The sequence below is a fragment of the Caballeronia sp. LZ028 genome (genome assembly GCF_031451415.1).
GTDB lineage: Bacteria > Pseudomonadota > Gammaproteobacteria > Burkholderiales > Burkholderiaceae > Caballeronia > Caballeronia zhejiangensis.
In genome coordinates this window covers 45,472-62,591 of sequence record NZ_JARUXN010000006.1, presented here as the reverse complement: position 1 = coordinate 62,591, position 17,120 = coordinate 45,472, and the positions used below count along the sequence as shown (strand labels likewise).

13 protein-coding genes are annotated in these 17,120 nt (G+C 64.5%); 11 read left to right on the top strand and 2 right to left on the bottom strand.

Annotation, left to right across the window (positions count from 1 at the left end):
• The first annotated feature begins 20 nt into the window (after nucleotides 1-20).
• The 5 genes from QCE58_RS30255 to QCE58_RS30235 all read left to right on the top strand — a co-directional run bounded on the left by QCE58_RS30255 (nucleotide 21) and on the right by QCE58_RS30235 (nucleotide 5,887).
• Complete coding sequence (locus QCE58_RS30255; RefSeq protein ID WP_250522712.1) at nucleotides 21-1,370, top strand: phenylacetate--CoA ligase family protein; 1,350 nt, start codon at nucleotides 21-23, stop codon at nucleotides 1,368-1,370.
• Nucleotides 1,367-2,137, top strand: a complete 771-nt coding sequence (locus QCE58_RS30250) for an enoyl-CoA hydratase/isomerase family protein (protein WP_033535650.1) — start codon at nucleotides 1,367-1,369, stop codon at nucleotides 2,135-2,137. Before QCE58_RS30255 ends, QCE58_RS30250 begins: the two co-directional genes overlap by 4 nt.
• A complete protein-coding gene (locus QCE58_RS30245) occupies nucleotides 2,134-2,853 on the top strand; it encodes an HAD family hydrolase (RefSeq protein ID WP_008345631.1) in 720 nt (239 codons plus the stop codon). The genes QCE58_RS30250 and QCE58_RS30245 overlap by 4 nt, the downstream gene beginning before the upstream one ends.
• A complete protein-coding gene (locus QCE58_RS30240; RefSeq protein ID WP_250522713.1) occupies nucleotides 2,850-3,983 on the top strand; it encodes a branched-chain amino acid ABC transporter substrate-binding protein in 1,134 nt (377 codons plus the stop codon). Before QCE58_RS30245 ends, QCE58_RS30240 begins: the two co-directional genes overlap by 4 nt.
• 83 nt (nucleotides 3,984-4,066) lie before the next feature.
• Entirely contained in the window at nucleotides 4,067-5,887 is a 1,821-nt protein-coding gene (locus QCE58_RS30235; protein WP_250522714.1) for a sigma-54-dependent Fis family transcriptional regulator, read from the top strand.
• 22 nt (nucleotides 5,888-5,909) lie between these two features.
• On the opposite strand, the gene QCE58_RS30230 is transcribed toward QCE58_RS30235, so the two are convergent.
• Nucleotides 5,910-6,794 carry an SDR family oxidoreductase gene (locus tag QCE58_RS30230; protein ID WP_250522715.1) on the bottom strand — a complete coding sequence of 295 codons (885 nt, stop codon included), beginning with the start codon at nucleotides 6,792-6,794 and terminating at the stop codon, nucleotides 5,910-5,912.
• Nucleotides 6,795-6,909: 115 nt separating this feature from the next.
• Here QCE58_RS30230 and QCE58_RS30225 point away from each other — a divergent pair, with 115 nt between their 5' ends.
• Together QCE58_RS30225 and QCE58_RS30220 are read left to right on the top strand one after the other, a co-directional pair.
• Nucleotides 6,910-7,803: a LysR family transcriptional regulator gene (locus QCE58_RS30225; protein ID WP_175982140.1), complete on the top strand. Its 894-nt coding sequence runs from the start codon at nucleotides 6,910-6,912 to the stop codon at nucleotides 7,801-7,803.
• 204 nt (nucleotides 7,804-8,007) lie between these two features.
• The gene (locus QCE58_RS30220) at nucleotides 8,008-9,291 is read left to right on the top strand and encodes a sensor domain-containing diguanylate cyclase (RefSeq protein ID WP_250522716.1); all 1,284 of its coding nucleotides are present in this window, start codon (nucleotides 8,008-8,010) and stop codon (nucleotides 9,289-9,291) included.
• Between the two features lie 42 nt (nucleotides 9,292-9,333).
• Here the strand turns inward: QCE58_RS30220 and QCE58_RS30215 are convergent, their stop codons facing one another.
• On the bottom strand, nucleotides 9,334-11,691 hold the full coding sequence (locus QCE58_RS30215; RefSeq protein ID WP_250522717.1) for an acetamidase/formamidase family protein: 2,358 nt from the start codon (nucleotides 11,689-11,691) through the stop codon (nucleotides 9,334-9,336).
• A gap of 290 nt (nucleotides 11,692-11,981) precedes the next feature.
• Between QCE58_RS30215 and QCE58_RS30210 the strand changes: the two genes are divergently transcribed.
• From QCE58_RS30210 to QCE58_RS30195, 4 genes are all read left to right on the top strand, one after another.
• On the top strand, nucleotides 11,982-12,863 hold the full coding sequence (locus QCE58_RS30210) for an ABC transporter substrate-binding protein (protein WP_250504493.1): 882 nt from the start codon (nucleotides 11,982-11,984) through the stop codon (nucleotides 12,861-12,863).
• Nucleotides 12,864-12,881: 18 nt separating this feature from the next.
• Entirely contained in the window at nucleotides 12,882-14,465 is a 1,584-nt protein-coding gene (locus tag QCE58_RS30205; RefSeq protein WP_250522718.1) for an amino acid ABC transporter permease/ATP-binding protein, read from the top strand.
• Between the two features lie 39 nt (nucleotides 14,466-14,504).
• Nucleotides 14,505-15,755 (top strand): acetamidase/formamidase family protein, encoded by a 1,251-nt coding sequence (locus QCE58_RS30200; protein WP_008345615.1) that lies wholly within the window; start codon nucleotides 14,505-14,507, stop codon nucleotides 15,753-15,755.
• A gap of 380 nt (nucleotides 15,756-16,135) precedes the next feature.
• Nucleotides 16,136-17,104, top strand: a complete 969-nt coding sequence (locus tag QCE58_RS30195) for a GTP-binding protein (RefSeq protein WP_250522719.1) — start codon at nucleotides 16,136-16,138, stop codon at nucleotides 17,102-17,104.
• The last annotated feature ends 16 nt before the right edge of the window (nucleotides 17,105-17,120 follow it).

The window sequence follows — 17,120 nt, the reverse complement described above, 5'->3', positions numbered from 1 at the left end:
AACACGACAAAGGACCACACATGAACGTAGCAGTTCACTCGCCGGCGCACGGCGTCTACTTCGACGAAGCGTTCGAGACGCTCCCGCTCGACGAAGTGCGGCGTCATCAGGATGCGTTATGGGCGTCTCACTGGCCGTATCTGCGCGCGATGTCCGCGTTCTATCGCACGAAGCTCGAGCGCTGGGCCGGCCGCGACGACATCACGCTCGACACGCTGCAGGAGATGCCCTTCACCGAGAAGGACGACTTGCGCGTAAGCCAGGAGAACGCGTCGCCGTATGGCGATTACGTCGCGTGCACGGAGAGCGGCATCGCGCGGCTGCATCGTACGTCGGGGACGACGGGACGGCCGCTGATCCTCGCCAACAGCGCGCGCGATGCCGCGGATATCGCCCGCGTCGGCGCGCGCTCGATGTGGGCGGCGGGACTGCGCCCGGAGCATCGCGTCGTGCACTGCCTCAACTACTGCATGTGGACGGGCGGCTTCACCGATCACACGATTCTCGAAGCCGCCGGCGCGACCGTCGTGCCGTTCGGCGTCGGCAACACGCGGCTTCTGATCGATTCGATCCTGAATCTCGGCATCGACGCGATTTCGTGCACGCCGTCTTATCCGGCGCTGATCGAGCAGGTGCTGCGCGAGACCGGCGGCCCCGCGCCGCGCGATCTCGGGCTGAAGCTCGGGCTTTTCGGCGGCGAGGCCGGTCTCGACAATCCGGAGTTGCGCGCCGCGATGGAGGAGAAGTGGGGCTTCGCGGTGCGCAATGCGAACTTCGGCCTTTCGGAAGTGCTGAGCATTCTCGGCGGGCAAACGGACTGGACGACCGATCTGCTGTATCACGCGGCGGACGTGGTGTTCGCCGAGATCATCGATCCGCACACGCTCGCGCGTCTGCCGATCGAAGCCGGCACGACGGGCGAACTCGTCTGCACGCATCTGCGCAAGCAGTGCCAGCCGCTCGTGCGTTATCGCACGCGCGACGTCGTCACGGTGACGGCCACCGACGCCGGCCCCGATGGCCGCAGCGCCTGGCGCTTTCGCGTGACGGGCCGCACCGACGACATGTTCAACGTGCGTGGCGTCAACGTGTTCCCGGGCGCGGTGCGGCTCGCGGTCGAGGCGTTGCCGCAATGGGCGTCGGGCATGTTTCGCATCGTGCTCAAAGGGCCGGGGCCATACGACCGCATCGCGATGACGGTCGAGGCCGCGAACGGCTTGCCCGTCGCACGCTGGAACGATGCCGCCGCGCGCATCGAGGCGGCCGTGCGCGAACGCATCGGCGCGAGCGCGGCTGTGACCATCGTCCCGTTCGAGCACTTTCCGCGCACCGAAGGCAAGACACGCTGGATCGACAGGGAGCCCGCATGAGCTACGTCAGGACACGCACGGAAGGACCGCTTCGGGTGGTGACGCTCGACCGCCCGGAGCGCATGAACGCGATCGGCGGCGCGCTGCTCGACGATCTGCACGAGGCGCTGCAAGAAGCGAACGACGACGCCTCGTGCCGCGTCATCGTGCTGACGGGCGCGGGCCGCGCGTTCTGCGCGGGCGACGATCTTAAGGAGTTCGGCGAGCAGAGCGCGACTGACGCAAGCATTCGTCTGCATATCGAGCGCATTCAGCGCATCACGCGCGATCTGATGTTCAACGCGAAGCCCGTCGTCGGCGCGGTGCATGGCTTTGCCGTCGGCGGCGGCTTCGAATGGATGCTCAATTGCGACATGGTCGTGGCGTCCGACGATCTCGTCGCGTTCTTTCCGGAGATGGCGTGGGGCCAGTTCGTCACGGGCGGCGTCACGCATTTGCTGCCGCAGGCGCTCGGCCATCAACGCGCAATGGAATTGTGGCTGCTCGGCGAGCGGCAAAGCGCGCAATCGCTGATGTCGATGGGACTCGTCAATCGCGTCGTGCCACGCGACGCCATGCTCGATACGTCGATCGCGCTGGCCTCGCGCATCGCGGAGCAATCGCCGGGATCCATCGCGCGGCTGAAGCGCCTCGTCACCACGCAATTGAGCGAATCGCTCGCACGGAGTCTCGAACTCGAGTTCGACGCGACGATCGACGCCTTCGCCGATCCCGACGCCGCCGAACGCGTCAAGCAGTTCGCCACGAGAAAGGAGCGCGCGCAATGAACCCCAAAGCCCTGACGTTCGATTACTTCGGCACGCTCGTCGATGTGGATCGCGGCGGCACGCTCGGCATCGCGGAAGTGTTGCGGCGTCTGTCGATCGAGACCGGCGACGCGATGTTCGACATCTATCTCGACTGGGATATTCGCAATGTGCGGCTGTATCGCGGGCAGGCGTATGCGCGTTACCGCGACGTGGCGGGCGAGGCGCTCGCCGCCGTGCTCGATGCGCGCTGGCCCGGCGCGCGCAAGGGCCACGCGCTGGACGAGCTGACCGACCTGTTTCTCGCGCATCTCGTCGAGGCGTCGCCCGCGCATGAGGACGCCGAGCCGTTTCTCGACTGGGCGGCGTCGCGCTATCCGCTGATGCCGATCACCAACATGGACAGCGACCTGTGGCGGCGCACGCAGCTCACCCGCTACTTCGAGCATGTGACGACGGCCGAGATGGCGCAGGCGTACAAGCCGTCCGAGGCGATCTTCAGGCTGGCGCTCGACCGCCTCGCGCTGCCGGCGCATGACGTGTTGCACTGCTCGCTCGCGAGCTGGGCCGACATCGACGGCGCGAAGCCGCTCGGCATGGCGGTCGCATGGATCAATCGCGGCGCGGACACGCTCGGCGCGTGGCAGCCGCGCCCGGATTTCGAGTTCGACACCTTGTCGCCGGTACGGGACCTTCTTGAGAATCTGACACTCACTGCGACGGGAGAATCACGATGAAACCGATGAAGACGGCAATCACGTTCATTGCATGCGCGGCGATGCTATGCGGCGCGGCGCATGCGCAGGAAGTCGTGAAGATCGGCGTGGCCGGCCCGCTGACCGGCAGTGCGGCGTCGAGCGGCAAGGACGACGAGCGGGGCGTGCGGCTCGCCATCGACGAATTGAACGCGAAGGGCTTCGCGATCGCCGGCAAGCCGGTGAAATTCGAGCTGATTTCGATGGACGATCAGGGCGATCCGAAGGTCGGCGTGAACGTCGCTCAGAAGCTCGTCGACGATGGCGTGTCGGCGGTCATCGGCCATTACAACTCGGGCGTGAGCATTCCGGCGGCGCGCATTTACAACGACGCCAAAGTCGTGATGATGACGGGCGCCTCGTCGAACCCGGATCTCACGCATCTCGGCTATCCGTACGTGTTCCGCCTCGCCACCAACGACAACGTGATGGGCGGGCGCATGGCGGTCTATGCGTCGAAGGTGCTGGGCGCGCAACGCGCCGCCGTCATCGACGACCGCACCGCCTACGGCACGGGCGTCGCGGACGTGTTCATCAAGACCGCGCAGAAGGAAGGCTTGCAGATCGTCGCGCGCGAGTACAGCACCGACAAGGCGACCGACTTCAAGGCCATTCTCACGCAGATCAAATCGCGCAATCCGCAGGTCGTGTTCTACGGCGGCTATTACGCGCAGGCCGCGACGCTCGCGCGGCAAATGAGCGAGCTCGGCCTGAGCGCGACGCTCGTCGGCGGCGACGGCATCTGTTCGCCCGAATTCGACAAGCTCTCGGCGGGCGTCGCGGACAAGCGCATGTTCTGCGCGCAAGGCGGCGCGCCGCTCGACACGCTGCCCGAGGGCAAGACCTTCCGCGCGAAGTTCAGGAATGCGTTCAGCGCCGATGTCGATACCTACGCGCCCGCGTTCTATGCGGCGACGCTCGTCGTCGCGGATGCGATGCGCAAGGCGGGATCGGCGAAACCGGAGGTATTCGTGAAAGTGCTGCGCGATCAGTCGTTCGACAGCATTCTGGGCCCCGTCAAGTTCGATTCCAACGGCGACTGGATCGATGCGCCTGTCACGGTGTACCGGCTGAACAGCGGGGCGCTCACGGCGATCGCACAGAAGGACTGAGCGCACGATGCCGCGATGCGCGGGGCGGCGGGATTTTGTCCTGTTACATTCGAAGCCGTTGACCCACCGCATCGCAGGTAGATATGGCCACCGTCGCGCTCGATCCCAGCATCGCCACACTCGAGAGCGCGCTCGCGTCGCCCAGATGGCGCGATGCGCGCCGCCTGGCCGCGCGCGAGGCCGGCGCGTGCATCTTCACGCTCGATCGCAGTGGCCATGTGCTCGAACCGCTCGCGCACATTGGCGATGCCGCGCTCGATGCCTTCCTCGCGCGCTGTCCTTCGTCGGGGCTCGCCGCGCTCGCCGAAGCCGCCACCGTTTCATCGGACGGCCGCTGCGTGACGCTGGCGCTGCAGGACGCCGATGCATCGATCGCGCAGGCGTTCGCGCTGCGTGTCGATGCGCATGGCCGCCGGGTTTTTCTCGTCGCGTTGCGCTGGCGGAAGGCGGCGAATGAAGCGGCGAATGAAGCGACCCCCGCGCCCTGGATCACGCTGCTCGGCGCGACGCTCGACGTGCTGCTGCAAAGCGCGTTCGACCTGGCCGCCTACGACACGCTCGTCGAGGAACAGCGCGCGATCATCGATCATATCGGCGATGGGCTGATGGTCATCGGACAGGGCCAAGTGTTGCGCCACGTCAATTCGGTCGCGGGACGCATTCTGGGCATCGATCCGCGGACGAGCATCGGCAAGACGCTGAACGAAGTGATCGATTTCGAGCCGATCGTCGGGCCGATCTATCGGACAGGTGTGGGTTACGTCGATCGCGAGCTCATCATCGATTCGCCCGCGCGCCACTTGCACCTGCTCGATACCGCTATCCCGATCAAGAATCGTTGCGGCGAAGTCGTGTCGGTGGTGAACACGTTTCGCGAGATGCGGCGCGTGCGCAAGATGGCGGGGCGCTACGCGGGCAATCACGCGCGCTTTACCTTCGACAACGTGATCGGCTCCAACGCGGGCCTCAAGCGCGCGGTCGATGCAGCGAAAAAGGCGGCGCGCGGCGCGTCGAACGTGTTGTTGTCCGGCGAAAGCGGCGTCGGCAAGGAAGTGTTCGCGCAGGCGATCCACAATGCGAGCGCGCGCGCCGCGCTGCCGTTCATCGCGATCAATTGCGCGGCGCTGCCCCATGCGCTGATCGAAAGCGAGCTCTTCGGCCACGCGCCCGGCAGCTTTACCGGGGCGGCGCGGGAAGGCCGTCCGGGCAAGTTCGAATCGGCGGACGGCGGCACGGTGTTCCTCGACGAAATCTCGGAGTTGCCCATCGACGTGCAGGCGAAACTCTTGCGCGTGCTGCAGGAGCGCGAAGTCACGCGCATCGGCGACACGCGCGGCATTCCCGTCGACGTGCGCATCATCTGCGCGAGCAATCGCGATCTCGCTTCGATGGTGCTCGCGAAGACGTTTCGCGAGGATCTGTACTATCGCTGCAATGTCATCGAGATTATGATCGCGCCGCTGCGCGAGCGTCGCGAGGACATTCGCGCGATGGCCGCGTTCTTCCTCGATCGATATTGCGCGCGCATGCACAAGCCGAGGCCCGAAATCGCGGAGCGGGCACTGCGGCAACTCGAAGCGCATGACTGGCCGGGCAATGTGCGCGAAATCGAGAATCTCGTCGAGAAGATCGTCAACTTCAACGAAGGCGAGCCTGTCGCGGATGTATCGGCGTTTTTGGGCGGCGCATCGGTTTCGCCGGCGCGCGATGGGTCGGCCGAGCATCATGGCGAGCCGGTGTCGCTGAAGGAGGCGGAGCGCCTCGCCATCGAAAGTGCGTTGAAGGCGTGCCACCTCAATGTGACGCATTGCGCGAAGCTCCTGCAAGTGTCGAAGCCCGCGCTCTACGCAAAGATGAAGCGGCACGGCATTCGCGTCGAACGGTCGATTCGTCAACTGGGTTGAGCGAGCGGGCTTTTCACGGCAATCAAATGGTGCGCTGCGATTGCCCCTCTGCCAGATCGGCGGCGAAGTCGCGATAGGCGTGCAGGGGACGGCCCAAAATGCCGACAAGGCGCTCGGCATCGCCGAGTTCGGGCACCATCCCGTCGCTGACGTAACGCTCGGCCATCAGGCGCATCTCGTACGCCATCCACTTTGGCATGAAGCTCGCCAGATTCTGCTCGAAGCCAGTCGGGTCGTCGCCACCGTAGCCAACGGGACGACCGAGCACGTCGGTCCAGATGGCGGCGAGTTGGGGGCCGGTCAGCGTGTCAGGCCCGACAAGGTTGATGACCTCCAGTGGAAGGTGAGCGGCCGCCTCGTCCCGACGGATCAGTTCGAGGGCCGCGACCTCCGCAATGTCGCGGGTGTTCACCATTGCGACGCCCTTCGTTCCGATAGGCATCGGGTAGACGCCGTGCTCGATGACCACGTCCTTGATCATCAGTTCGTTATCCATGAAGTACGCGGGCCGCAGGATAGTGGCGCTGAAGCCCATCGCCTCGATCATATGCTCCGCACCGGACTTGACGGCGAAATGCGGCACATTGACGAAGCGCTCTGCGTGCATCACCGACAGATACACGACGCGTTCGACGCCGGACTTGCGGGCGATATTCAGCGCGATCAGCGCCTGCGTGAATTCATCGCCCGAGACCGCGTTGAGCAAGAACAATGTGCGCACGCCGGCGAACGCGCGGCGAAGTGAGTCGATGTCGAGCATTTCGCCCTGCACGACACTCACGGCGCTGGGAAAGTCGGCCTTCGACGGATCCCGCACGAGTACGCGCACGTCGGCATTGCGACGCACGAGCTGGTCGACGACCTGGCGGCCGACACGGCCGGTGGCGCCGGTAACGAGAATAGTCATGGTGTTGCTCCTTGGGCGTGGTTGGGATGGCTCAAAGGTACGTGATCCAAATCTGGTCCGGAAGATGCTATAAAGAGACGACGTGTCTCACCAATGGAACGCTGGAATAGCACGAATGGATCTTCTTGCACTTGCTGATTTCAACCTCGTCGCTCGTTACGGAAGCTTCGGCGAGGCGGCTCGCGCCGCGGGTCGTCCGAAGGCGACGCTTTCGCGAAGGGTGAGCGAACTCGAAAGCGACCTTCAAATCCGGCTTCTCGAACGGGGACCGCGAGGCGTAAAGCTCACGCAGGAAGGACTGGCACTCTATGAGCGCACCGGTGCGCTTCTCGCCGAGCTCAGCGCCAGTGCCGCAGCGATAGCATCGAGCAGCGAGCAGCCTCGCGGCCGCTTGCGAATCAGCGCACCCGCGCTTTTCTCGCAAATCGCCATGGGAAAACTGGTCGCCTCGTTCGCGCTGAAGTGGCCGGAGGTTCGATTGGAAGTCACGACGGAAGATCGCCCGGTCGACATGATCGAAGAAGGTTATGACCTGGTTATACGGGTCAACCCGGCTCCCGACGAGAATCTGGTTGGACGGATCATCCTGCACGACCGGCTCGTCGTCGTGGCGAAGCCCGGACTGGAGCCGCCCGAGGGAAAAGCGCGCGTGCCGGCAGTCATCCGTGGAGCGGCCGATCAAACGTCGTTCTGGGATGTCACCGGCGCCGAGGGGAGAAAGCGCATATTCGTCGAGCCATTCGCCACACTGTCATCGCTCGTCATGGTGCGCGACACGGTCCGGCTTGGCGTTGGGATCGCGTGCCTGCCGCTGTCGCTCGTCAGCCGCGATATCGCCGCCGGTCGACTTTCACAGTGGGGCGAGCTGGACGGGTCCGACATCGCGCTGTGGGCGCTTTACCCTTCAAGGCGCTTTCTGAGCGCGCGCGTGTCCGCTTTCCTGAACCACCTCAAAGCATCGTTTCCCTCCGGCGCTCCGGAGGAATTGGCGGCGTTGATCGACGGGTAGGAGCGTCAGCCGATGCGCTGATACGAGGGTCTCGCCGTTGCGTTCGTCTTCGAGCCGGCCGCAACAAGCTGCGCTGCGGTGAATCGCGCTCGGACGCTTCGCCCTCAAGCCTTTGCCCACGCTGCCGATAACAAACGCATGGTGGCGTCAGCGACGCAAGTGGATGATTATCGGTGCCGGACGACGGCGCGGCAGGATAGGAGTATGTCGGGGTTGCCCAACACATCGCGGGAGATTACGGAAGGCGCAACGATCGGCGTGGCTATCGTGGGCCGCGATGCGCGCGGCGGTCTGATCGTCAGGACCTGCAACGACGCGTTCATGCGCATGACGGACGCCTCGCGAGCGGACACGCCCGCGCTTCCCCTCGCGGTCGATGCCATGATGCCGGCCGAGGCGCATCCGATCCTCATCGAAAAGTTGAAGGCGTGCTTCGACGGCCAGACGCACACGCATCGATTCATCGACGGCGCGCGTTCGTGGCGTCTCACGCTCGAACCGCTCAGGGGGCCGGGCGCGCTCGAAGCCGTGCACGAAGTCATGATTTCGTGCATCGACGATACGTCGAAGAGGCCGCTCACGCGCGAAGTCGAATTCGACGCGTCGCGCTTTCGCGCGGTCGTGGACTCGGCGTACGACGCGATCGTGAGCATCGACGAGCGGCACGAGATCACGCTGTTCAATCGGGCCGCCGAGAATCTGTTCGGCTATACATCGGCAGAAGCGCTCGGGAGGCGCATCGAGATGTTGCTGCCGGAGCGCGCGCGTGCGCATCACGCGGACAACGTGCGGCAGTTCGCGAATTCGCCGATGACGAACCTGCGCGCGATGACCGCGCCGCGCATGGACGAAAGCAACAGCGTTTTCGGGCGGCATCGCGACGGCACCATCATTCCGGTGGAAATCGCCATCTCCAAGATCGACGTGGGCGGCATGGTCGAGTTCACCGCGGTCATTCGCGACATCACCGAGCGCGCGCGGCTCATGGAACTGCTGAAGCAACAGGCCGTCACCGATGCGCTCACCGGTCTGCCGAACCGACGCGAGTTCATCGACTTCGTCGAAAAGCTGCTCGCGACCGACGAGATCCTGTCCGTCTTCATTCTCGACATCGATTTCTTCAAGGCGATCAACGATAACTACGGCCACGATATCGGCGATGAAGTGCTGCGCGTGCTCGCGAATGTCGGAAAGTCGATCCCGCTCGAATCCATGCTGTTCGCGCGCTGGGGCGGCGAGGAGTTCGTCGCGGCGCTGCCGGGCGCGGACGCGAGTGCCGCGCCGCGGATCGCGGACGCCTTGCGCCAGCGTCTGGAGCGGCAGGATGTCGAGCATGTCTGGCGCGTCAAGGCGATTCCTTTCACCGTGAGCATCGGCGTGGTGACACGCGAGCCCGGCGAGCGCGACGTGGATGCGCTCATGCGCCGCGCGGACCGGGCGTTGTATCACGCGAAGGCGGCGGGGCGTAACCGTGTAGAGGTCAGATGAACGCGGGCAGAAGCCCGGCCTGCACGAAGCGCGGGACCGCGCTCAATCCGTGAACAACGCCTTGCGGATGATCGCGTGCACGCCCCAGTTGCCATCGACGACTTGCGTGACGCCGAAGTCCACAGCCACCGACATCAGCGAGATGGCTTCGTCTTCGGTGAGTCCCTTGGTGGACATCAGAAACCGCCGCGTCTTGATGAAGGCATCGCGCATGGCCTGATCCAGCGTGGACTTCTGATAGACCTCGCTTTGCGCGCTGGTGCCGAACTCGGCCAGATAGTCGGGATGGCTGAAGCCGTGCAGCACCCATTCATCGGCGGTTTCGACGAGCGGATACGTGAGGTCCGCGAACGACTGCGAGGCAAGCGTGTGCTTCTTGTGCAGGATCAGTTCGAAGTCGCCGGTGAGCGAGCATTCGATGGCCGTGCCGCACAACTCGGAATCGCCCTGCGACGCGTGCGGGTCGCCGATCGACAAGAGCGCCCCGGCCACGCCGACCGGCAGAAACACGCTCGCACCCGGACCGACGCGCCAGTTGTCGAGATTGCCGCCGAAGGCCGAAGGCGGAATCGAATCGATCAGACCGTTCTGCTGCGGCGCCACGCCGATCACGCCGAAGTGCGGTCGCACGGGAATGGTCACGTTCTTCAGCACGTCGTGATTCTCGACGACGCTCGCGTGATCCACCGGCACGCCCGGATAATCGATGATCGGATGCAGCACGCCGAAAGGATCGCGCTGCGGCGTCCAGCGGTAGTTGTAGACGGCGCGCGCATAGGCGCTGTCGTCGCGCGCTTCGTCCGTGTGGATCTCGTAGATGGTCACGACTTCGCGCGGCTTCGGTTCGGTGAGCAGTTCGCGATAATGAAAGCCCCACCACGCCGCGACGTTGCTGCCGAACGCGCGGCCGTGGAACTTCGGGTTCCTGCAGCGGCGAGGATGAATATCGACGATGCGCACTTCCAGGACATCGCCCGGTTCCGCGCCTGTCACCGCAATCGGCCCGGTGCAGATATGCACGCCGAAGCCTTCGCCCGCGCCGCGTCCATAGATGGAGGCGTTCATCGGGCCCGCGCCGCGACGGTCCACGTTCTTGCGTTCGGCTGTCCAGTGGAACACGCTCTCCGCGCCGGGATCGCCCGCGATCATGCGGTCCCAGTCATCCGACGCATGCTGCGTGAGCGCTTCGACCGTCACCGTATCGCCGCTCGCGACTTCGAGCACGGGCTTGAGATCGTGGCTGAAATAGCCCCAGTGCACCGTGTTCGCCGTTGCGCGCAGCAAATGATGCCGCGGCCTGCCGCCCGTCCGCGCGGGCCGCGCTTGCACGGCATCGCTTTCGTCGCGCGCGGCGACGAGCGTGTCGCCCGTCTCTTCACTGCGCGCCTGCGCGATCAGACTCGCGGCGTTCACCGGCAGCCCGCGCGATAGCGAATGCACGAGATGGCGCGCGAGTTCCAGGTTCGCTTCGTGCCGGAACGTGCGCGGCGATGCGCCATAACGCTCGCGGAACACGCGGCTGAAGTGCGCCGGATCGTTGAAGCCCCAGCGAAAGCAGATGTCGGATATGGAGACTTTCTCCGAGAGCGGATCGGCCAGTTCCGCGCGGCAGCGTTCGAGGCGGCGCGAGCGCACATACGTCGAGAAACTCTGTCCGGCGAGTTCGAACAGCTTCTGCACGTAACGCGGCGACACGCGTTCGTCTTTGGCGAGCGAGGCCACGCTCAGGGTCGAATCGGCGAGATGCGTTTCGATGAAGCGGCACAGTCGCGCGAACAACGCCGACTGCGGCGGCGTCAGCCCGTTGAACGAACCTTTGCGTTCCTGTCCGGCGAGACAGGCCACGAGCATTTCGGCGAGCGCGAGTTCGGTGGGACGCAACTCCTCCGCGCTCAGCGTTTCGAGGCTTTCCACGACCGAACGCAGAAAGCCCGAGAAGATGTGGCCGATGCCCGTCGCGCCCGGCAACAAGGCCACGCGCAGCGAGAGCGGCGAAATGAGACGCGCGTTGATGGCGCTCCTGGGCGCCCGCACGATGAACGCGCGAAAGCGTCCCGCGAAAACCAGCGATGCGCTCTGGCCCGGCGCGGCATAGACCATGTCATGCGGGCTCACGCGCTCGCGCAGACCATCGGCGACGAGCGTGGCGTCGCCATCGATCAGCAGCACGAGCATGAGACTGTCCGCGTGATCCGCGCTCATCTGCAGCGTCTGCGCGGCCGAGGCGATGGTCGTGAACTCGATCCCGCCCGCCGATACGCGCGATGTCAGCGTGCCGTGCAAACCGCGTTCGCCGCCTTCGATCTTGCCGCGCCATCCGAGACGTGCGAGCGCCGCGTTCCATTCATGCCGGCGCTCGAACTCGGGATACGACTCGGTAGTGAAGCGCGACAGATTCAACGAAAACTCCACGATAGGCGAAGCAGCAAGCGCTTTTCAAAAGCAACCTTCGCGCCATCGCGATGCTTACGGCGGCGGGTGCATCGCGTATCGAAGACAGTGCATACATGCGCCATCGCGGCGCACGCCTGCACTTGCGCGCATCACGCGACGCGCGGCCTCATGCGTTCTTGGACGAGCGTGCACGCCAATACCAGCAGTTGTGCGCAGCCAGTCAAGTTCGCGGGATTTCGGTCGCCTACGCTCTGGGCATCGCAAGTCAATCGTCATCAGCCGTCAGGAGCGTATCGATGCAAAGGAATCTCATGGGCCGTTTATCTCGCGCAGGACTTGGCGCGCTGTGCGCGGTGTTGTTCGCCTTCGCGGGACAGGCGCACGCCGCCGCGCCCGCCGAATGCAGCGCGTTGCAGGCGAAGTACCCGCAGTTCAAGGGCAAGACACTCACCAATGCGATCAATCCGCATACGCCGGGCTATGAAGCGCTCGACCCGAACGATCCGAGCAAGTACATCGGCTTCGATATCGATCTGGGCGAGTTGATCGCGCAATGCCTCGGCTTCACGATGGCCTACAAGCCCGTGACCTTCGCCGCGCTGCTCACGACCTTGCAGAGCGGTCAGGCCGATATCGTCATCTCCGATATCTACGCGACCGAGGAGCGCGCCAAGGCCGCCGACTTCATCACGTACTCGAAGGTGTTCGACGGCGTACTCGTCGCCAAGGGCAATCCGAAGAAGATCACCGGCATCAACACGTCGATGTGCGGTACGACCGCCGCCGAAAACACGGGCTATGTGGAAGTGCCGCTGATTCAGGCACTGGCGCCGCAATGCAAGGCGGCCGGCAAGCCCGAAGCCACCGTGCAGCTCTACGACAACAACGCCAACTGCATCCAGGCCATTCTCGCGGGCCGCGCGGATACGTACATCAACGACGTGAACACGGTCGACCAGGCGGTGAAGGCGTATCCGGACAAGCTGGAGAAAGCGACCGCCGTGACCTTGCCGTACTTCGTGGGCATCGGCGTGCCGAAGGACAAGCCCGATTTCCGCGATGCCGTGATGGCCGCGCTCGTCGCCATTCAGAAGAGCGGCGCGCAGTCCGAACTGCTGAAGAAGTGGGGCCTCGGCGTCGAGAATCTCGCGACGCCGCAACTTGTCGTTGCCAAGTAAGCGCGGAAGCATCGGCATATGGACCTGTTCCTTCACTATCTCGGCCTGCCTTATCTGCTCGACGGCATCCGCTTCACGATCACCGTCACCTTGCTCGGACTCGCGGGCGGGCTCGTGCTGGGACTCGTCCTTGCCGCCATGCAACTGAGCCGAATCGGACCGCTCGCGGCCATCGCGCGCGGCTATACGGTGATTTTTCGCGGCACGCCGCTGATTCTGCAACTCGTGTTCGCCTACGACGCCCTGCCGCATATCGGCATCAAGCTGAGCGCCATCGGCGCGGCGGGCCTCGCGCTCGCCGCGAACGAAGCGCCGTTCATCGCGGAGATATTCCGCTCGGGCGTGCTCGGCGTGGATCGCGGACAGACGCTCGCGGGGCAGGCGCTCGGCATGACGCCTTCCGTGCTGATGCGCCGGATCATCGCGCCGCAGGCCCTTCGCTCGATGATTCCCGCGCTCGGCAACGAAACCGTCAGCGCGTTGAAGAACTCTTCGCTGGCTTCGGTCATCTCGGTGGGCGAGCTGACCTTGCGCAGCACGCAGCTTGCTTCGTCGACGTTCGACTTCTTTTCGATCTTCTTTGCGTCGGGTCTCTTGTATTTGTGTCTGACGGGCGCGATCGCCGCCATTCAGCTGATGATCGAACGCGCGCTCGATCTGGACCGCGCCAGCTCGCGCGGCGGCTTCTGGGGACGACGCCGGAGCACGCCCGTATCGACGAAGCCCGCAGGCCCGACCGATCTGCCGCCGGTCTTCGTCCCGGCTCGCGTGACACCCGGCGACCGCGCACGCCGCTACGACGCGCTGTCTCGCAACGGCACCGCCGTGCAGATCAATGGCGTACACAAGCGCTACGGCGAGCAGCCGGTGCTCAATGGCTTCGATCTCGACATCCGCTCGGGCGAAGTCGTCGCGTTGCTCGGACCGAGCGGCTCGGGCAAGAGCACGCTGCTTCGCTGCATCAATCATCTGGAACAGTGGGAACAAGGCGAGATACGCGTGGGCGGACGGCGCCTGGGCTTTCGCGATGACGGGCGGCGCATGAATCCGCGCGAGCTTGCGAAGGAGCGCGCGAGTCTCGGCGTCGCCATGGTGTTCCAGCAGTTCAATCTTTTCGGCCATCTGACGGCGCGCGAGAACATTGCATTGCCGCTCGTCTGGGTGCACGGCGCGACGCTCGCCGATGCCAACCGACGCGCGGATGCCCTGCTCGAACGCGTAGGCCTCGCGCATCGCGCCGATGCGTTGCCGCGTCATCTGTCGGGCGGCCAGCAACAACGCGTGGCGATTGCGCGTGCGCTCGCGCCGAATCCGCGCGTGCTGCTGCTCGACGAGCCGACTTCCGCGCTCGATCCGGAACTCGCGGGCGAAGTGCTCGAAGTGATCCGCCGCCTCGCGCTCGACGATGGCCTGACGATGATCATTTCGACGCATCAGTTGCGCTTCGCCGATGAAGTGGCCGACCGCGTCGTGTTCCTGAGCGGCGGCAGCGTCGTGGAGGACGGACCCGCGCATCAGGTCTTGACGCGGCCGCATCATCCGTTGACGGCGCGCTTTCTCAACGTGATGGGCGCGGGCAGCACGCTTGAAACCGTGCACTGAATCGCATCGATAACACAGCCACTCGCCGAGGACGAATCAATGAAGCATTACACGCTGCCCGTTTCATCATCCACCGTGCATTGGGGATACTTCAGCAAACGGGTAGAACCGCGCCTCACGCTCAAGTCGGGCGACCGCGCCACCATCGAAACGCTGACGCATCACGCGAACGACGACCACGAGCGCATGATCGCGGGCGATCCGGGCGCGCAGAGCGTGTTCGAATGGACGCGCGAGCACAAGGCCGTTTCGCGGCGCGGCGCGGGTCCGACCGAAGGACCGTTCCGCCTCGGCGCTGGCGAAGGCGTGGGCGTGCATCTGCTCACCGGTCCGGTGGCAATCGAAGGCGCCGAACCCGGGGACGTGCTCGAAGTGCGCATCCTCGACGTCAGGCCGCGGCCGAGTTGCAGCGCGTGTCATGCAGGCAAGTGCTTCGGCTCGAACGTGGCCGCGTCGTGGGGCTTTCAGTATCACGATCTGATCGAGGAGCCGAAGCCGCGCGAAGTGGTGACCATCTTCGAACTCGATACTTCCGGCGAGCCGTATGCGCGCGCGGTCTACAACTATGTGTGGACGCCGCAGACCGACCCGGATGGCATCGTGCACGCGACGATCGATTATCCCGGCGTGCAGGTGGATCACCGGCTCGTGACGAAGCGCGAAAACATCTTGCCGGATATCCGCGTGCCGGCGCGACTGCATTTCGGCACCATGGGCGTCGCGCCCGCCGAAGCGGACTATGTCAGTTCGATTCCGCCGAGCTACACGGGCGGCAACATCGACGACTGGCGCATCGGCCGGGGCGCGACCATGTATTACCCGGTCGCGGTCGAAGGCGCGCTTTTCTCGGTGGGCGACCCGCATGCCGCGCAGGGCGACAGCGAACTGGGCGGCACCGCTATCGAAACATCGTTGACGGGGGACTTCGAATTCATCCTGCACAAGAAAGCGGATCTCGAAGGCACGCTCCTCGAAGGGCTCACGCATCCGCTGCTCGAAACGGATCAGCAATGGTCGGTGTACGGCTTCACGTTCCCCAACTATCTGGCCGAACTCGGGACGAACGCGCAAGTGGAAGTGGCGCAGCATGCGAGCCTCGACAAAGCCATGCGCGATGCCTTTCGCAAGCTGCGCCGCTTGCTGATGACGGTGCACGGCTTGAGCGAAGACGAAGCCATTGCGCTGATGTCGGTAGCGGCGGACTTCGGCGTGACGCAGGTGGTCGACGCGAATTGGGGCGTACACGGTTCGATCCGCAAGGAAGTGTTCAAGAACTACAAGAAGCGTTGATCGACGCGATTCAAGACCTCGTTATCTCCCCTGTCAATCCGGCGCGCACGCGCGCATCGCTTGCATGACTGAAGCGAGCGGCCTGTCCATCCATCCATAACGTTCACGAAACCCTCGCCAAGGGAATGCCGGGTCGCGTCCGTTCGTATCGGCGGGCGAGAAGAGGGCATCGCCTGCACTTCGGCGATGCGCGTCGCGCACCAATGTGTTTCGTCGCCTTACGTGCGTTTTTGTCCGTCCGTGTCGCTTCGGAACAGAACGGACATGCGCTCATGCACGCCGCGCCAAGTATCGCCCGATGGCGGCCAAGCGCGGGAAATCGGAACGGAAGCCGCTAAAGGGTAGGCGTTCCTAATCGACGCACGCGAAGGATAACCCTCATGCGACCCGCCAAAGTGCCTGCCACTGTCATTACCGGTTTCCTTGGAGCCGGCAAGACCACGCTCGTGAATCACCTGCTCGAATCCACGCGGCCGATGCAGATCGGCATCGTCGTGAACGAATTCGGCGAAGTCGGTATCGACGGGCAGTTGATCGTCGCCGATGAACGCGCCGTGATCGAGATCAACAACGGCTGCGTCTGCTGCACGGTCCGCACCGATCTCGTCGCCAGCGTGCGCGACATGTTGATGCGCTTCGGCGATCGCCTCGCGCGTCTCATCATCGAAACGTCGGGCCTCGCCGATCCCGCGCCGGTGCTGCAGACCTTTCTCGCCGATCCCGACGTGCGCGAGCGCGTGGAACTGGAATCGGTCGTCGCCGTGGTCGATGCAATGCACGCGCAGTCCCAGCTACATGACGACATCGCGCGGGAGCAAGTGGTGTTCGCGGACCGCATCGTCATCAACAAGACCGATCTCGTTTCGACCGATGCCGTCGATGCGCTCGTCGCCGGGATTCGCCGGCTCAATCCCACTGCACGCATCGAGTACGCGCAGCGTTCGAGGATCGACGCCCATGCGCTTTTCGGCACGCGGAGCTTTTCGGTCGACAACCTGCTCGCCATCGAGCCGAATCTGCTCGACGAAGACGGCCACGATCACGAACACGACGACAGCATTGCATCATGCGCGATCGTGGTGCCCGGCGGCATCGATGCGACGCGTTTCAACCGCTGGATCAATCAGATCGTGCAAACGCAAGGCACACAACTTCTGCGCATGAAAGGCGTGCTCAACATGCACGACGAACCGCGACGCCTGCATTTCCATAGCGTGCATATGTTGCTCGACACCACGTTCGGCCGTGCGTGGATGCGCGACGAAACACGAGAGAGCCGTTTCGTGATGATCGGCCGCAACATCGACGCCGCGCGAATGCGCGACGGCCTTCTGAGTTGCATGAACTGAAGCCTTCATTCATTTC

Coding starts and splice junctions, on each gene's coding strand:
- QCE58_RS30255 (WP_250522712.1), top strand. CDS start 21: ATGAACGTAGCAGTTCACTCGCCGGCGCACGGCGTCTACTTCGACGAA.
- QCE58_RS30250 (WP_033535650.1), top strand. CDS start 1,367: ATGAGCTACGTCAGGACACGCACGGAAGGACCGCTTCGGGTGGTGACG.
- QCE58_RS30245 (WP_008345631.1), top strand. CDS start 2,134: ATGAACCCCAAAGCCCTGACGTTCGATTACTTCGGCACGCTCGTCGAT.
- QCE58_RS30240 (WP_250522713.1), top strand. CDS start 2,850: ATGAAACCGATGAAGACGGCAATCACGTTCATTGCATGCGCGGCGATG.
- QCE58_RS30235 (WP_250522714.1), top strand. CDS start 4,067: ATGGCCACCGTCGCGCTCGATCCCAGCATCGCCACACTCGAGAGCGCG.
- QCE58_RS30230 (WP_250522715.1), bottom strand. CDS start 6,794: ATGACTATTCTCGTTACCGGCGCCACCGGCCGTGTCGGCCGCCAGGTC.
- QCE58_RS30225 (WP_175982140.1), top strand. CDS start 6,910: ATGGATCTTCTTGCACTTGCTGATTTCAACCTCGTCGCTCGTTACGGA.
- QCE58_RS30220 (WP_250522716.1), top strand. CDS start 8,008: ATGTCGGGGTTGCCCAACACATCGCGGGAGATTACGGAAGGCGCAACG.
- QCE58_RS30210 (WP_250504493.1), top strand. CDS start 11,982: ATGCAAAGGAATCTCATGGGCCGTTTATCTCGCGCAGGACTTGGCGCG.
- QCE58_RS30205 (WP_250522718.1), top strand. CDS start 12,882: ATGGACCTGTTCCTTCACTATCTCGGCCTGCCTTATCTGCTCGACGGC.
- QCE58_RS30200 (WP_008345615.1), top strand. CDS start 14,505: ATGAAGCATTACACGCTGCCCGTTTCATCATCCACCGTGCATTGGGGA.
- QCE58_RS30195 (WP_250522719.1), top strand. CDS start 16,136: ATGCGACCCGCCAAAGTGCCTGCCACTGTCATTACCGGTTTCCTTGGA.